Below are 15,209 nucleotides of genomic sequence, written 5' to 3'. Positions count from 1 at the left end.
AAAGCAGACCAATAACGGTCTGCTTTCTCTATTCCTAAACAGCAACATCATACAAGAAATCCCCCTAAATCATGCTACACTTAATCCAAGACCACACCGACAGGAGGCATCCCATGCAAAACGAAACCCGCACACTGCAGCTTGACCCACACCTTCATATAGAAGCCTACCGCTTCAAGGGAATTATGCAAAAGTTCCCGAACCACTTTCACGATTATTATGTGATTGGATTTATTGAAAAAGGGCAACGGTATCTGGCCTGTCAGGATCAAGAATATATCATCAATCCAGGTGATCTTCTCCTCTTTAACCCCCGTGACACGCATAGCTGTGAACAGATTGACGGCCGGACGCTTGATTATCGGTGTATCAATGTTATGCCGGATATCATGGAGAAGGCGGTGAAAGAGATTACTGGCTCCGGGCATCTCCCTTATTTCTCCCAGCATGTGTTATTCCGCCATGAGCTGACAGCCAGCCTGCAGGAATTGCATATTTTGATATCCGAGGAAAAACAAGCTTTGCGTAAAGAGGAGCTGTTTCTTCATCTATTAGAAGAGCTGATCCGCCGTTATTCAGATGTCACGTTCCTTAGCAGCGTTCCAGAACCATCAGACGAAGTCAAAATGGTTTGTGAATTTTTAGAAGAGCATTATGCCGAAAATGTCACACTCAATGATTTGAGTGAATTAACAGGCTGGAGCAAGTATCATTTATTGCGTTCATTTACAAAACAAAAAGGCATTACCCCTAATAGCTACATGGAAACAATCCGGATTAATCAAGCGAAAAAACTCCTTGAACAAGGGGTAAGGCCGATTGATGCGGCATTTCAGACAGGATTCAGCGATCAGAGCCATATGACGAAGTTTTTTAAACGGCAGGTGGGGCTGACGCCGAAGCAATACATGAAGATTTTTGAAAAGGAGCTTCACAGATGAACATACAAAGAGAAACTTCGGGGCATATCGCAGCCATTGTGACCATTCTGATTTGGGGGACGACCTTTATTTCGACAAAAGTTCTGCTGGCTGACTTCTCTCCAATGGAAATATTATTTTATCGGTTTTTGATGGGCTTTATCGCTCTTATCCTCGTCCGTCCCAACATGATTCCGTTCAGGAATTGGCGGCAGGAGCTGTTATTTGCCGGGGCTGGTTTATTTGGCGTAACCTTATACTTTCTATTAGAAAATATAGCTCTCACCTATACATACGCATCCAATGTCGGCATGATCGTGGCCATTATTCCGATGATCACTGCGGTGCTGGCCCATTTTCTGCTTGAAGGCGAAAAACTGCGGCTGACTTTTTTCATTGGATTTGGCTCGGCACTGATCGGGCTTTTATTGATTACGTTCAACGGCAATATCGTACTGCGTCTAAATCCGCTCGGAGACATCATGGCTGCCGGGGCTGCTCTCGTGTTTGGCGGATACTCGATATTCATGAAAAAATTAAGCGCTTACGAACACCACATCATCGAGCTGACACAGAGAGTATTTTTGTATGGTTTATTGTTTATGGTTCCCGCTTTATTTTTGTTCGACTTCCATTTTGACCTTAGCCGATTTTCATCTGCTTCAAATATACTCAACATGCTTTTCTTAGGGATTGGCGCTTCGGCCCTGTGCTTCGCCACTTGGAATTATTCAGTCGGCGTGCTCGGAGCCGTCAAATCCAGTGCTTATATATACATGGTCCCGGTTATCACAATCGCCGCCTCCGTCCTGATCCTGCATGAAAACATGACATGGATCGCTCTTCTAGGAGGCGCCCTTACGCTTTTAGGCCTCTACATCTCGGAGATGAAACCGAAAGCGAAGCTGTTGGAGAACGAATGTAAAATGGATGCTTAATGTCTAAATTACAGTTTATGGGTAGACGACAGACATCTCACGCTGCGTTACAAATCAACTATTGTGAAAATATGTTAAATAATCTCAACTTCCCAATAGATGTTTGAGGTTTTACGCTAATATAATCGTTCAGAACGCTTCAAACAAAAATCCGAAAACGCCCGCATAGTCGGTATGATCGACTTCGTATTAGAATAAAAATACAAAAAAAGCATCTCTGAATAATCCCAAATCAGAGATGCTTATCCTCTGCTCTCATCACTTCTCTATCACAGCCGCACTGTCACGCGTAACCGCCGCTGGCTCCCTCAGCATCACATTCATTACGCTCGCAAGCACGAGCATTCCAATCGACAAATAAAAAGCCAGTGTATACTCACCCGTTACCGTGTAGATGACGCCGGGCACATACGCACCTAGTGCCGATCCGATCTGATGGGCGAGTGACAGCCAGCCAATCATGAGGCCGATCGAGTAGTTTTGAAAGTACTGGGTGGCGAGTATTTGAGTCGGTGCTACCGTTGCAAAGTCCACTAATCCAAACAAAATCGCAAAGGCTAAAAGCAAGTAGGGCTCGTGGCTGTAAATAAGAATCACGATCGACAGCGCCCGCACCGCATATAAAAAGCACAGGATTTTCCGGCTGCTCCACCGATCCGCTACAATTCCGGACAGCAAGATGCCAGCAATATTAAAGCCTGCCAGCAGACTGACAGCAGCACTCGTGACTGTCGTTGAAAAGCCATGATCATGAGAAAATGGAATCAAATGGGTATCCATCAGCCCCACGGTCGTAAAACCACAGATCAAAAACGGAAAAATCAAGAACCAGAATTGCCTCATACGAAACATCCCGGCCACTGAAAGAGCTGTTGTTTTGGGTGCTGTTTCTTTTTCTGATGCAGCCAGTCCGCCTATCGGCTCTGTATTCTTTTCTGAAGGATTGTTCCGCAGCATCAGCAGCGCAGCCGGAAAGACAATCACGATTAACAGCAGTCCCAACACCACAACCGTCAGCTTCCAGCTAAACCAATGGATCAACATGAGTGAGCCGGGAACGAGAAGCATTTGCCCCGCGCCAAAGCCTGCTTCCATGATCCCAAAGGCTAGTCCCCGCTTTTTGCTGAACCAATTGACGACCAATACACTTGCCGCCACATTCGATGCTCCGCCCACTCCAAGCGAGACACCCAGCCCATAAAGCAAAAACAGCTCCCAAGGCGAAGTCACTAGGTATGTTAAGAAAATGCTGACTCCTGTCAGTAACGCACTCCATGCCAAAACAGCCCGGGCACCCCATTTGTCCACAAGCCGACCGATCACAGGCTGTGATATGCCATAAACAATAAAACTCATCGTCGAAATCAGCGAGATGGTGCTTCTATCCATTGAAAACTGCCGTTCCCACGGCTCCACAAACGCACCAAACGACAGCCGCACCCCCTGAACCGCCAATAAGATCAAGAAGGTGACGGAGACGATGACCCAAGCATAATGCAGTCTTTTCATGACAGCTCCAAATCCCACCGTTCTTCTGTCAGCTGCTGTCCCCATAATGGCGCTTCTTGTTTCACTTCACTTATCTTGAATCCAAATTTTTCATAGAGCGGACGAGCCTCAGCCATGGTACTCACCGTCCAAAGGAAAATGCGGTCAAACTTCATGTCTTGGCAGTATGCAACCAGATGCTCCAGCAATTGCGTGCCGAGCCCCCTGCCCCGAAAATCCGCATCAACCAGAAACCATCTGAGCTGGACTGTCTTTTCATCATGCTTGACCAACCCGACAGAGCCGGCAAATTTCCCGCCGCTTTCCGCAATCCATATTTTTTCGATGTCAGCGTCAAATGTCTCCTGAAGATAAGCTAAAAACGTGTCATCCCAACCGTGAGCCTCCGCGTAAAATTGTCTTTGTTTCTCAATAAGGAGTTGAAGATCCTCCGAAAGAAAATAATCTCTAATCGATATCTCTGATGCTCTGGCAGAAAGCGATTGTGAAAGGATCGCTTCAATCTCTGCCATTGCCTCGGCAAGCTTGTGCTGCTCCTTTTGGTTGATTTCCTTCAGCATCAGTTCTACTTGTTCGTTGGCTTTCTCCTCCAGCTTTTTATAAATCGTTTTTCCTGTTTCTGTGACAAAAATATAATGTTGGCGGGCGTCATCTTTGCTCCTCTGTTTATAGATCAAATCTTCTTTTTCAAACTGCTTCACAATCCTGCTGACATATCCCCGGTCAAGCCCCAGCTTATCCTGAAGAGCTTTTGCCGTACAATTAGGCGTATTATAAATCTCAAATAAAATCCGTGTTTCTGTTAAGGAAAACGGGCTGTCGTAAATGTGCTCATTAAGGAAACCAAGGACGTTTGTATAAAATCGATTGAACTTTCTGAATTTTAATCCGACAGATGATTCTCTTGTTTTCAAATCAATCCCCACTTTCTAATATTGTTGACTAAGCCAATTATAATCACATATAGTTGCCTTAGTCAACGATATGTTAGAAAGTGAGGTCTTTTTAATTTCCTGATTCCTTCCTTTTCCTTACCACAATCAATGTGATATAGGATAAAGCCAGAGAAACCAAGCTATAGACAACAGCCCATCCCAAAAATGATTCATTAAAAATGGTAAAGGTGAGCACAAGAGAAATCACCAAACTAAGCATTGGCATCAGATACGGGTTTTTACAAATACAGGTCCCGACAATCGATAGCAGCATAATTCCTAACGGTAAAATAAAGAATGCGATATCTAATTCATCCACCTTTAAACAGCCTCCCTCCAGATTTTTATGTTACTAGTAAAAAAACATAACTGCATTTAGTAAAAGGATAATATTTACTTCCCTAAGGCCCAATTTGAAAATTCCCCGTTTACATTCGCTCCGGACTATGATAATTTAAGAAAGCGCTATCATGATAAGTTAATAGCTTGGATGGAGATGAGGAGAGCCAGGAATCCAACCCCTTTTGACAAGGGGTGTTTTCTGGCTCTTTTTGTTTTTCGGGAAAGGAGGCACGCCACACATCCAGCACAAACAGCAAAGGGGGATAATTGTTAATGCTTAATATATTTAAACCGGCTCCTCACATTGAGAGACTGGACGATTCAAAGATGGATGCGGCATACAAACGGCTCAGGCTGCAAGTATTCATTGGTATTTTCATTGGCTACGCAGGCTACTACCTGCTGCGGAAAAACTTTGCCTTCGCCATTCCTTATCTGCAGGAACAGGGATTTTCGAAAACAGAACTGGGTTTGGTGCTGGCCGCTGTGTCCATTGCGTACGGCTTCAGCAAATTCATCATGGGAATGGTGTCTGACCGCTGTAATCCGAGATATTTTCTGGCGACAGGCCTATTTTTATCAGCAATCGTTAATATTCTATTCGTTTCAATGCCTTGGGTGACTTCGAGCGTCACCATCATGTTTATTTTTATGTTTATCAACGGATGGTTTCAAGGAATGGGCTGGCCGCCATGCGGCAGGACGATGGCCCATTGGTTCTCTATAAGTGAACGCGGCACAAAAATGTCGATCTGGAATGTCGCCCATAACATAGGCGGCGGTATTCTTGCTCCGCTTGTCACTCTTGGGATCGCGATGTTCGTCACTTGGAAAAGCGTGTTTTTCTTCCCTGCCATCATCGCCATTATCATTTCATTTTTAATTGTTTTATTGGTTCGTGATACGCCTCAATCCTGCGGACTCCCGCCAATTGAAGAGTATCGGAATGACTATCCAAAACACGCTTTTAAAAATCAGGAAAAAGAATTAACAACAAAAGAAATTCTTTTTCAATATGTGCTGAACAACAAATTTCTTTGGTACATCGCTTTTGCCAATGTATTTGTTTATTTCGTGCGATACGGCGTGGTTGACTGGGCGCCTACTTACTTAACAGAAGCCAAAGGCTTTTCTCCTGAAGACTCGCGCTGGTCGTATTTTCTTTACGAATACGCAGGCATACCGGGAACGATCTTGTGCGGCTGGATCAGTGACCGATTCTTCAAAAGCCGCCGGGCACCGGCAGGCGTTTTGTTTATGGCGGGTGTTTTCATTGCCGTATTGGTGTACTGGCTGAATCCGGCCGGCAATCCGCTCGTAGACAATATCGCCTTAATCAGCATTGGTTTCTTAATCTACGGACCTGTTATGCTGATCGGCCTGCAAGCAATTGATCTAGCACCGAAAAAAGCAGCCGGAACTGCAGCCGGTTTGACCGGATTTTTCGGATACATCGGCGGATCCGCCTTCGCAAACGCCATTATGGGCTTTGTCGTTGACCGTTTTAACTGGAACGGCGGCTTTATCATGCTGATCTCTTCTTGCGTTCTTGCCATCGTCTTCTTGGCTTTGACATGGAATACAGGAAAACGGGCAGAGCATGTTTAAGAAAGACACATAAAAGATTAATAGTTTTCCAACACGCGGTTTACATCCGTTTTTTAATATGAAAGACAGGTAGTGCTTATCTATAAGGAGGAAAAATCATGAGAAAAAATAGAATACTGGCCTTGTTTGTTCTGTCGCTGGGCTTACTCTCATTTATGGTAACGCCAGTGTCGGCAGCGTCAAAAGGAAACCTGCTGTCACCTGACCGTATCCTGACCGTCGCGCACAGAGGGGCTTCTGGATATGTGCCTGAGCACACGATTCTGTCTTACGAAACCGCTCAGAAAATGAAAGCTGATTATATTGAATTGGATCTGCAAATGACAAAAGACGGAAAATTGATTGTCATGCATGACGAAAAACTGGACCGTACCACAAACGGAACGGGCTGGGTGAAAGACCATACGCTCGCAGACATTAAGAAGCTTGACGCCGGTTCTTGGTTTAATGAAGCCTATCCGGAAAAAGCAAAGCCGCAGTACGTCGGCCTTAAAGTTCCTACATTAGAAGAGGTATTAGACCGTTTCGGAAAGCACGCGAACTACTACATTGAAACAAAATCGCCTGACACCTACCCAGGTATGGAAGAAAAACTGATCGCTTCTTTGCAGAAACATAAATTACTGGGGAAGCATTCTAAGCCAGGCCAGGTGATCATTCAATCGTTCAGCAAAGAAAGTCTGGTAAAAGTCCATCAATTACAGCCAAAACTGCCGACCGTTCAATTGCTGGAAGCCAAACAAATGGCGTCAATGACAGATGCTGCCCTGGAAGAAATCAAAACATACGCTGTCGGTGCGGGCCCGGATTATAAAGCTTTAAATCAAGAAAACGTCCGTATGATCCGCAGCCACGGCCTCCTGCTTCACCCTTACACAGTCAATAATGAAGCTGATATGCATCGCCTGCTTGATTGGGGCGTAACAGGAGTGTTCACCAACTATCCTGATCTTTTCCACAAAGTAAAAAAGGGTTATTAAAAGCAAAAAACCTTGCGACAACTATAGCAAGGTTTTCTTCTATATTTTATTCTTTTCCGGCAGCAGCTTCTGACTGTCCATTAAGCAGCTGAGAATTTATCTCTTTCGCATCCTTTAAGTATTCTGTCTGGTAGCCGCTCTTCAGCGCCCACACATAGAATACAAGTGATACCATCGCAATCAGAACCATATCCCAGCCATAATGAATGACATTCAGGCCGCCGAATTTATCACTGCCCAAATAAGAAATGACCATCATGGCCAGCAGATAAAACACCATCCAGACGCCGGCTTTAAAGTTCCGGCCAAACCCTTTCCATTTTGCCTTCGCCTGATAATAGAAATAAATCGGAAGACCGATCAGGATAATAAACAGGACCTGCCCTGTTAACGGCCAGCGCGCCCAATACAGCACCAGTGACGCGAAGATAAATCCAAGCGGCGCAATCACGTTTAAGCCTTTTAAACGAAGAGGCCTGTACAGGTCTTTCCCCGTCCGTCTCAATGTCATCACTGTGATCGGGCCGGTGATATAAGAAATTAACGTAGCAACGGAAATAATTTCCGCTAATACACCCCACCCTCTGAACAGGAACAAAAAGATGAACGACACAATCAAGTTAAAGAACATTGCTTGTCGCGGAACGCCGTAAATCGGATGAAGCTTCCCGAATATACTCGGCATGTATTTGTTTTTTTCCATTCCGTAAATCATTCGGGACGTTGTCGCCGTATACGTAATCCCCGTTCCAGACGGTGATACAAATGCATCTGCATATAACACAATAACTAGCCAGTTAATATTCAGCGCAATCGCCAGATCAGCAAAAGGAGAATTAAAATTCAGATGGCTCCAGCCGTGAGCAATATCAGAAGGATTCACAGCTCCAATGAAGGCGATCTGCAGCAGGACATAAATCACTGTCGCAACGAAAAGAGAGCCAACAACCGCAATCGGGATTGATTTCCCCGGATTTTTTGCTTCACCCGCCATATTAATCGGGCTTTGGAAACCATTAAACGCAAAAACGATACCTGAAGTGGCAACCGCCGTCAGCACACTTGCCCAGCCATTCGGCGCAATGCTTTGACCGCCAGTAAAGTTTTCTCCGTGGAATCCGACAAACAGCAAAGCTCCAATCGTAAGACCCGGAATAATAATTTTAAAAATCGTAATTAATGAATTCGCTTTCGAAAATAGATTGACTGTCCAGTAGTTCAGCAGAAAATAAATGAGAAGCAATACAGAGGCAAATGCTAGTCCTTCCCCAGTCAGCGTTCCATTCTTCACCAAACCGCTTGTCCATTTCGCCCATTCCCAAGGCCAAGAACTCATATATTGAACGGAGGCCACCGCTTCAACCGGAATGACGGACACAATCGCAATCCAGTTGGCCCAGCCCGCAATAAAACCGATAAACGAACCATGTGAATATTGCGTATATTTTACCATTCCCCCCGCTTCAGGAAACATAGAACCTAGTTCACTATAAGAAAGAGCAATAAATAAAATGACGACCATTCCAATAACCCATGAAATAATAGCAGCTGGTCCTGCTATTTGAGCCGCACGCCAAGCCCCGAACAGCCAGCCTGAACCGATCATCGACCCGAGCCCGACCATCATGAGGGAAAACGTTCCCATTCTTCGATGCAATTGATTCATATCGTAAACACCTTTCATGTATGATGACATTCTCTTGCTAATTATATTATTATTCTGATTACTTTACTTTGTCAATATTTATCGAATTTTGACTGAAACTATAATAAGTCAATGTATATTACCTTCCAATACAGGAATGAAGTCACTAATTTCTTCTTAAATGGAATTTACTGTTAATTCCAATGATAAAAACATAATAGGTTTAGCTATTTCCAAAACGGGAATGATACAGGAAACACTATTCTTAAAATAGAAAGGAGTATCACCATGAAACAAAAGCTGTTACTTTCAGGTCTCGCTGTTTCAACTGTCGGCATCACTTCTTATCTATTAAAAGACCCGTCAAATCGCCAAAAGGCAAGAGAATTCATTCACAGCATGAAGATGAAAATAACAAAACAGCCAGACATGGAAACGTTCCCAGTTGATAAAGCCGGCCACCCTGACCCGCAAGATATCGAGGACAACAAAATGGTATCAGAAGGCTCCATGTATCCCGTCCAATACTACGATGAAAAAAAGAAGTAATCAAAAAGCTCTCTTCGATAAAGGAAGAGAGCTTTTTAATTTAACTTTTTCGTCTAATTCCGCTCATTACAAAGCCGCTTTCAGGCAATGACGGCATTCTGGCGAGACTGTAATGCAGTGATTGTTCCGGAACATCGTATTCAATCTGATGGACGAGGAAATCCAGGCTCGCTTTCATGACTTCAATTGTAATGCCTTCCCCTGGACAGCGGTGGCCTTTCTCGGCGTGCCCCCCGCCTTGAGGAATCATATCAAACGGATTTTCTTCCCGCTCCGCAAATCGTTCAGGCCGGAATTCATCGGGATGATCCCATAGACGAGGGTCGTGGTTCGTTCCATATACATCAAGCAGCACCGATGTGCCCTTCTTAAACTCACAGTTATTCCATACAAAATCTTTTTTGACAAGCGCCCCTAAAAACGGACCGAACGGATAATATCTGCGGACCTCCTGCACAAACATTTCTCTTTCCTGGCTGTTTCCAGACCGCAGCCATTCCTTATATTTCGGATGCTCATGAAGCGCCAAAGCTGAAAACACCAGAAAGTAAGAAATGGCGACAATAGGCCGCAATACATTAATCAGCTCAATGGCTGCCATGCGGGAATCCAACTGGCTTCCATCTTCTTGTGTGTGAAAAGCCATTTCATGCAGCGCTGTTCCGGGAGTCGTTTTCAGCAAGCCGGCACGAGCATCTTCAATCATGACTTCAATCCACTCTTCCGCACGCGGCCTTGCTCTTCTTCCCTTCCAATGCCGCGGTCCCACAGCACCGAACGCGTCGACCATGTCAATGAAGTCATCCGCTCTCTCTTTGACTTCCGTTTCCTTCAACGGAACACCTGCCCAATAGCACGCTACCCGGCACAGGATTTCTTTTGCTTCTTCAAATAACACAACCTCATCTGCCTTCTCCCATCTTGTGACTGCTGCTTTCCACTCCTCTGTCATCAACTCAGCCAAACGTTTTTGATGCGGCGGTGTCATTAATGATAGAAAAAGCATCTTCCGATGGATATGCGCGCTGCCATCCATTCCCTGAATCGCATTAACACCAAACAGCGATTTCTGCACCCGCTTAGGCAAAGCGTTCTGCCGCTGGAATCGATCCATATCATAAAACACCTTCGCCGCCTCAGCGCCAGTCATGCAAATAAAGTTTTTTCCCAACAAACGGGCCTGAAACAGATCTGAATTGTAGCGCTCTGTTCTGTTTTTAATAAATAAATACCCTTCCTTCAGCAGTGTCAGACTGTTATCGAGACTTTTGTCATGTGGAATCTGCTCATTCATCCGCTTACCCTGCCTTCCTTTTTACCCTCTATTTTCACGTTATCTTCCGACTATAAACCCAGTAACAGTATTTGTTTACAAAACCAAATTTAAGCGCTTTTTGATTATTTTTTAAAGGAAGAACAAACGAAAGAGAGAAAAGGTAGTTAATCAAAACAAAGGGGAGAACAAAATGAAAAAATGGATATATATTGTGCTTGTGCTGAGTATTGCAGGGATCGGCGGCTTCTCCGTCCACGCAGCATCATCTGCTCATGAAAAACACTTGAATGTCAGCAGAATGCATGTCGATGTCGAATTCAAGGATACGGATGGAACCTTCATTCTTCACGATTTACAAAAGGATCAGACTTTTGTCTATAACAGAAAACGGGCAAATCAAAGACAAACTCCGCAATCCACCTTTAAAGTCGTGAACGCCTTAATCGGTTTGCAGGTCAAAGCTGTAAGAGATGAATACGATGTTAAACGATGGGACGGGGTCAAGCGTGAATTCGAATCATGGAACCGCGACCATACGCTTGGCTCGGCCATACGCGAATCCGCAATCTGGTATTATCAGGAATTAGCGCGGGATATCGGCGAGGAAAGGATGAAATCATGGCTTCATACACTATCATATGGCAACGAGGATATCAGCGGGGGAATCGACCAGTTTTGGCTGCAAAGCTCGCTTACAATATCTCCGCTGGAACAAGAAACTTTTTTGGAGAAACTGGCTAAAGAGGAGCTTCCATTTGACAAGCCGGTAATGAAAACCGTCAAGCGCATGATGATTCAAGAGGAAGGCGATCATTACACGCTCTACGGGAAAACCGGAACCCGCCTGACTGATATGGGATTAGGATGGTTTGTCGGATTCATCAAAACAGAGCATGGCTCTTATGTCTTTGTCACCAATGTCGATGATTCCGGCACAAAAGCCAAAAACATCACCGTGGATATCCTGAAAAAGTATGGCCTGATCACATCCTAAATAAAAGAGCCCTGCACGGCAGGGCTCTAAATCTCATGCTCAAAACAATAATGATTCACAAGCTCTTCAATCAAATCATGATCGGGATATTCCCCGTTAAATTCAAATTCGATTTCTTCCACAAATTCTCCTTGATGGTACACATGGATGGCTCCGTTTTGACGGACAACGCTAAACTCCGGCTGAAATGTATATCCGCTTCGTTCAATTGCTCCCATTTCTTACCCGCCTTTCTCAAAGCAGTAATTCATACACCTCGTTTAATTCCTTGGCCCGTTTTTGATCCTGTTCATTCTGGGCATACTTAATTTCTTTTTCTAATACATGGTTCAAAAAAGACATTTCATTATCATCTAAGTCTTTTACAAATTCCCCTTCATTTGCATAACGCTTCGCCAGCATCTTCTTGCAAATACGCTGGCAGACTTCATTTTCTAGATGATTCGAAAGTGATTCGCGCAAATAACCGAGTGTAACATCCATTTTATGAACACCTTTCCTTCTGCTATCTTTACCCTATAGCTTGCTAAAATAGGGAAAATCCATACGCGAAAAATAAAAAAAGAGACATCCGCGAATGTCTCTTTTTTATCGTTATTCAGCTGCTTGTTCGCTTTTTGTCAAATTGGCCTGCGTGCGTTTGCCAATCCCAAACACATAATAACTAATGACCACAAGCGCTAAGAAAATTACGCCTACAATCAGAGAGATACGAGTATCATCGTTAAACCACATGCCAACCAGAACCATCAGCAAGAAAGCAATCGTCAAATAGTTTGTAAAAGGAGCAAACGGCATTTTGAATGGATGTTTATCTAATGCAGCGCCCTTCGCTTTTCTGAATCCGATATGGCTGATCAAAATGATAAACCAAGGAATCATCCCTGGGAGCACGCTTGCGCTGTATACATAGACAAAGATCTTCGGCGGAGCGATATAGTTCAGCACAACACCGACAGCCAAACCGATCAGCACCGCAATTGTGCCATACAGCGGCACACCATTGCGTGAAATCTTCTTAAAGAATTTCGGTGCTTGTCCATTGACACCCAGTGTATACAGCATGCGGCCCGCGCTGAAAATACCGCTGTTACAGCCGGACATTGCAGCAGTAATCACGACAAAGTTAATAATGCCGGCCGCTGCCGTAATTCCAATTTTCGAGAACGTAGACACAAACGGACTTCCGAGTGAGTTGAGCTCATCCCAAGGATACACCGTCACGATCACAAAAATAGCACCAATGTAGAAAATCAAAATACGCCAGATAATACTTTGAATCGCATTTCTTAGCGTGTTTTGCGGGTCCTTCGCTTCACCCGCTGTAATCCCGATCAGCTCAACTCCTTGATAGGCCGCAATGACAAGAGACAGTGCAAAGAAGAAACCAGAGAAACCTCCTGCAAAGAAGCCCCCGTGAGACCACAGGTTCGACAAACCGATCGCATCTCCGCCATTGCCAAAACCGAAGAAAATAATTCCGATTCCCGCAATAATCATCAAGATAATCGTCACGATTTTAATCATCGCAAACCAAAACTCAAATTCCCCAAACGACTTAACAGAAATTAAATTCGCCGCACCAAGAATCACCATTGCCACGATACCAGGTATCCAAGCAGGCAAATCCGGGAACCAATACTTCATATAAGAACCGACAGCGATAATTTCTGACATGCCGACGATAATCCACTGGAACCAGTTGCTCCATGCTGTTATATAACCTGCCATCGGATGAATATATTGATGGCCGAACGTCGCAAAAGAACCTGTGCTCGGCTCGACATACAGCATTTCACCCATCGCACGCATAATAAAAAAGATAAAAATTCCGCATATTGCATAAGCCAGAAGGACAGATGGGCCAGTCCATGAAATCGTGCTGGCAGAACCCATAAACAAGCCAACACCGATCGTACCGCCCAAGGCGATCATCTGAATATGGCGCGCACCCAGGCCCCTCTTTAATTCTTTATTTGCCACTCCTCTTCCTCCTCCTATCAAAATACTCATAAATGAGAAAATAGCAGACCTGCTTGCCTTCACATGAATCAGTGATAACAATCAGAAAATTCAAACTTAAAATTGTTATATAATCTCCTAAATTACTTATTTCATCATAATAAATTTCTCTGGAAAATACAATTGTTTTTTTCAGGTAAACACCTTTGTTCAGAGTTTTGAATCGTTCACTTCTTTTAAAATCTTTTATATAAAAATAATAAAATTGTTTGAATATTGAAATTAATACACCCCTTAGATTCTCATAAAAAATAAGCTGTTCTACATGAACAGCTTACTTAATAATTCACACCCGTTTGACGCTTTAATGCTTCAAGCCACCCGGTATCTCCGGTCCCATAGCTCTTGCTTTGTCCCACATCTCTCAGAGATCCATTGCTGTAATCAATTGATAGGATGAAATCCGGAATGGCATTATACCCGGCTTCCGCGATTTTACTGAGCTCTGAACGATAGTAAGATATAGCATAAGAAGCCGTTTGCTTCTGCACTGGATCTTTTTCAAGTTCTTCCTTATATACATCTATTAAGTCACGTCCCTCAGGCGTGACGTACCGTCCATCAATGACTTCTAAATCCTTCAATTGATAGCCTGTGACTTCGTACATCTCACGAGCTGCCTGATACTTTTGATAGGCCTCTTCGGAAAATTGTGTTGAATCACTGCTTTGGCTTTTCATGATGTGTAAAAATAGTTCTTTGCTGTTGTCTCCAGATTGCAGCACTTGCTCAATTTGCTTGATCAGATCCTGATCGTCTGTCCCGCTCACCCGCACCTGATAGTCAATCGGTGTGATTGTAAACGTCAGCTCTGTCCCCTCTGGAATATGAATATGGTTTCGATTCAACAGCACTTGCAGCTGCTGGTTAACCTGTCCCCGCTGATACACCTTTTCATTCTCAGCTTCCACTTCCCCATGAAATGTGACATTCCGAAACGCAGCATCCTGGAGGTTATAGTTTTGCGCCTTCCCTTTGAATAGCCATTCTGTTTCATTATCGTAAGCGGCCTGTCTTTCTGCAGCTGACAGATCACTTCTGAAATAAGGAGACTTTGAATTTTGGTACTTATCCTTAATATAGCCTAATGGATCAGACTTTGTTTTATTAATCGCATTCATCCTGCTGTATTTTTCATCTAGTATTTTGATTCTGATATCACTCTCAGATTCATAGGGGTTTTGGGATTGTATCACTGTTTCTTCCCCTGTGTCTGTCACTGTTCGATCATTCGCTGATTGATACACTTTGCTGAACATCCCGCTGTTTCCCGACACGCTGGTTTTAGAATAATTGAACTGATTGATTCCCCCAGTTGAAGATTGTGACTTAAGCCTGCTGTATGCCTTTTCCAGAACTGTCGCTGGATTTTCAGTCGCATTCTCCCGTTTGGCAGGCGCATTCTTGCTCAATATGTTCTGTGCCATCAGCTGAGTGCGGATAAATTGCCGATTCAGACGCATTGAATTCCCTCCCGAGTATTCTCTCTTA

The 15,209-nt window shown here is 44.1% G+C and carries 15 protein-coding genes; 6 read left to right on the top strand and 9 right to left on the bottom strand.

Annotated features, from left to right (window positions below; genetic code table 11):
- Positions 1-113 precede the first annotated feature (113 nt).
- Positions 114-941: an AraC family ligand binding domain-containing protein gene (locus tag AC07VD_RS16670; protein WP_042977349.1), complete on the top strand. Its 828-nt coding sequence runs from the start codon at positions 114-116 to the stop codon at positions 939-941.
- Complete coding sequence (locus tag AC07VD_RS16665) at positions 938-1,858, top strand: DMT family transporter (RefSeq protein ID WP_348711729.1); 921 nt, start codon at positions 938-940, stop codon at positions 1,856-1,858. Before AC07VD_RS16670 ends, AC07VD_RS16665 begins: the two co-directional genes overlap by 4 nt.
- A gap of 258 nt (positions 1,859-2,116) precedes the next feature.
- Here AC07VD_RS16665 and AC07VD_RS16660 read toward each other — a convergent pair whose 3' ends face one another.
- From AC07VD_RS16660 to AC07VD_RS16650, 3 genes are all read right to left on the bottom strand, one after another.
- Positions 2,117-3,367 carry an MFS transporter gene (locus tag AC07VD_RS16660; protein WP_494721912.1) on the bottom strand — a complete coding sequence of 417 codons (1,251 nt, stop codon included), beginning with the start codon at positions 3,365-3,367 and terminating at the stop codon, positions 2,117-2,119.
- A complete protein-coding gene (locus tag AC07VD_RS16655; RefSeq protein WP_024572723.1) occupies positions 3,364-4,281 on the bottom strand; it encodes a bifunctional helix-turn-helix transcriptional regulator/GNAT family N-acetyltransferase in 918 nt (305 codons plus the stop codon). The genes AC07VD_RS16660 and AC07VD_RS16655 overlap by 4 nt, the downstream gene beginning before the upstream one ends.
- A gap of 91 nt (positions 4,282-4,372) precedes the next feature.
- Positions 4,373-4,621, bottom strand: a complete 249-nt coding sequence (locus AC07VD_RS16650) for a YbeF family protein (RefSeq protein WP_015715167.1) — start codon at positions 4,619-4,621, stop codon at positions 4,373-4,375.
- A 296-nt stretch (positions 4,622-4,917) separates the two neighbouring features.
- Between AC07VD_RS16650 and glpT the strand changes: the two genes are divergently transcribed.
- On the top strand, positions 4,918-6,252 hold the full coding sequence (gene glpT, locus AC07VD_RS16645; protein ID WP_129092207.1) for a glycerol-3-phosphate transporter: 1,335 nt from the start codon (positions 4,918-4,920) through the stop codon (positions 6,250-6,252).
- A gap of 98 nt (positions 6,253-6,350) precedes the next feature.
- A complete protein-coding gene (locus AC07VD_RS16640; RefSeq protein ID WP_024571596.1) occupies positions 6,351-7,232 on the top strand; it encodes a glycerophosphodiester phosphodiesterase in 882 nt (293 codons plus the stop codon).
- A gap of 46 nt (positions 7,233-7,278) precedes the next feature.
- Here AC07VD_RS16640 and aimA read toward each other — a convergent pair whose 3' ends face one another.
- On the bottom strand, positions 7,279-8,898 hold the full coding sequence (aimA, locus tag AC07VD_RS16635) for a glutamate/serine transporter AimA (protein WP_003246447.1): 1,620 nt from the start codon (positions 8,896-8,898) through the stop codon (positions 7,279-7,281).
- 267 nt (positions 8,899-9,165) lie between these two features.
- Here aimA and AC07VD_RS16630 point away from each other — a divergent pair, with 267 nt between their 5' ends.
- Positions 9,166-9,426, top strand: coding sequence for a YbyB family protein (locus AC07VD_RS16630; protein WP_003234883.1), 261 nt, complete (start codon positions 9,166-9,168; stop codon positions 9,424-9,426).
- A 40-nt stretch (positions 9,427-9,466) separates the two neighbouring features.
- Here AC07VD_RS16630 and cypC read toward each other — a convergent pair whose 3' ends face one another.
- Positions 9,467-10,720, bottom strand: a complete 1,254-nt coding sequence (gene cypC / locus AC07VD_RS16625) for a CYP152 family fatty-acid peroxygenase CypC (protein ID WP_494721853.1) — start codon at positions 10,718-10,720, stop codon at positions 9,467-9,469.
- Between the two features lie 172 nt (positions 10,721-10,892).
- Between cypC and blaOXA the strand changes: the two genes are divergently transcribed.
- A complete protein-coding gene (gene blaOXA / locus AC07VD_RS16620) occupies positions 10,893-11,696 on the top strand; it encodes a class D beta-lactamase (protein WP_494721852.1) in 804 nt (267 codons plus the stop codon).
- Between the two features lie 26 nt (positions 11,697-11,722).
- On the opposite strand, the gene AC07VD_RS16615 is transcribed toward blaOXA, so the two are convergent.
- The 4 genes from AC07VD_RS16615 to AC07VD_RS16600 form a co-directional block, all read right to left on the bottom strand.
- Entirely contained in the window at positions 11,723-11,914 is a 192-nt protein-coding gene (locus tag AC07VD_RS16615) for a DUF5370 family protein (RefSeq protein WP_003234886.1), read from the bottom strand.
- A gap of 16 nt (positions 11,915-11,930) precedes the next feature.
- Positions 11,931-12,179 (bottom strand): sigma-G-dependent sporulation-specific acid-soluble spore protein CsgA, encoded by a 249-nt coding sequence (csgA, locus tag AC07VD_RS16610; RefSeq protein ID WP_024571599.1) that lies wholly within the window; start codon positions 12,177-12,179, stop codon positions 11,931-11,933.
- Positions 12,180-12,290: 111 nt separating this feature from the next.
- Entirely contained in the window at positions 12,291-13,679 is a 1,389-nt protein-coding gene (locus AC07VD_RS16605) for an amino acid permease (protein WP_015252942.1), read from the bottom strand.
- Positions 13,680-13,996: 317 nt separating this feature from the next.
- Positions 13,997-15,181, bottom strand: coding sequence for a DUF4885 domain-containing protein (locus tag AC07VD_RS16600; RefSeq protein WP_494721851.1), 1,185 nt, complete (start codon positions 15,179-15,181; stop codon positions 13,997-13,999).
- Between the last annotated feature and the right edge of the window lie 28 nt (positions 15,182-15,209).

It is taken from the genome of Bacillus sp. GW821-FHT01G09, assembly GCF_059422205.1.
This window is presented reverse-complemented; position numbering and strand designations above follow the sequence as displayed.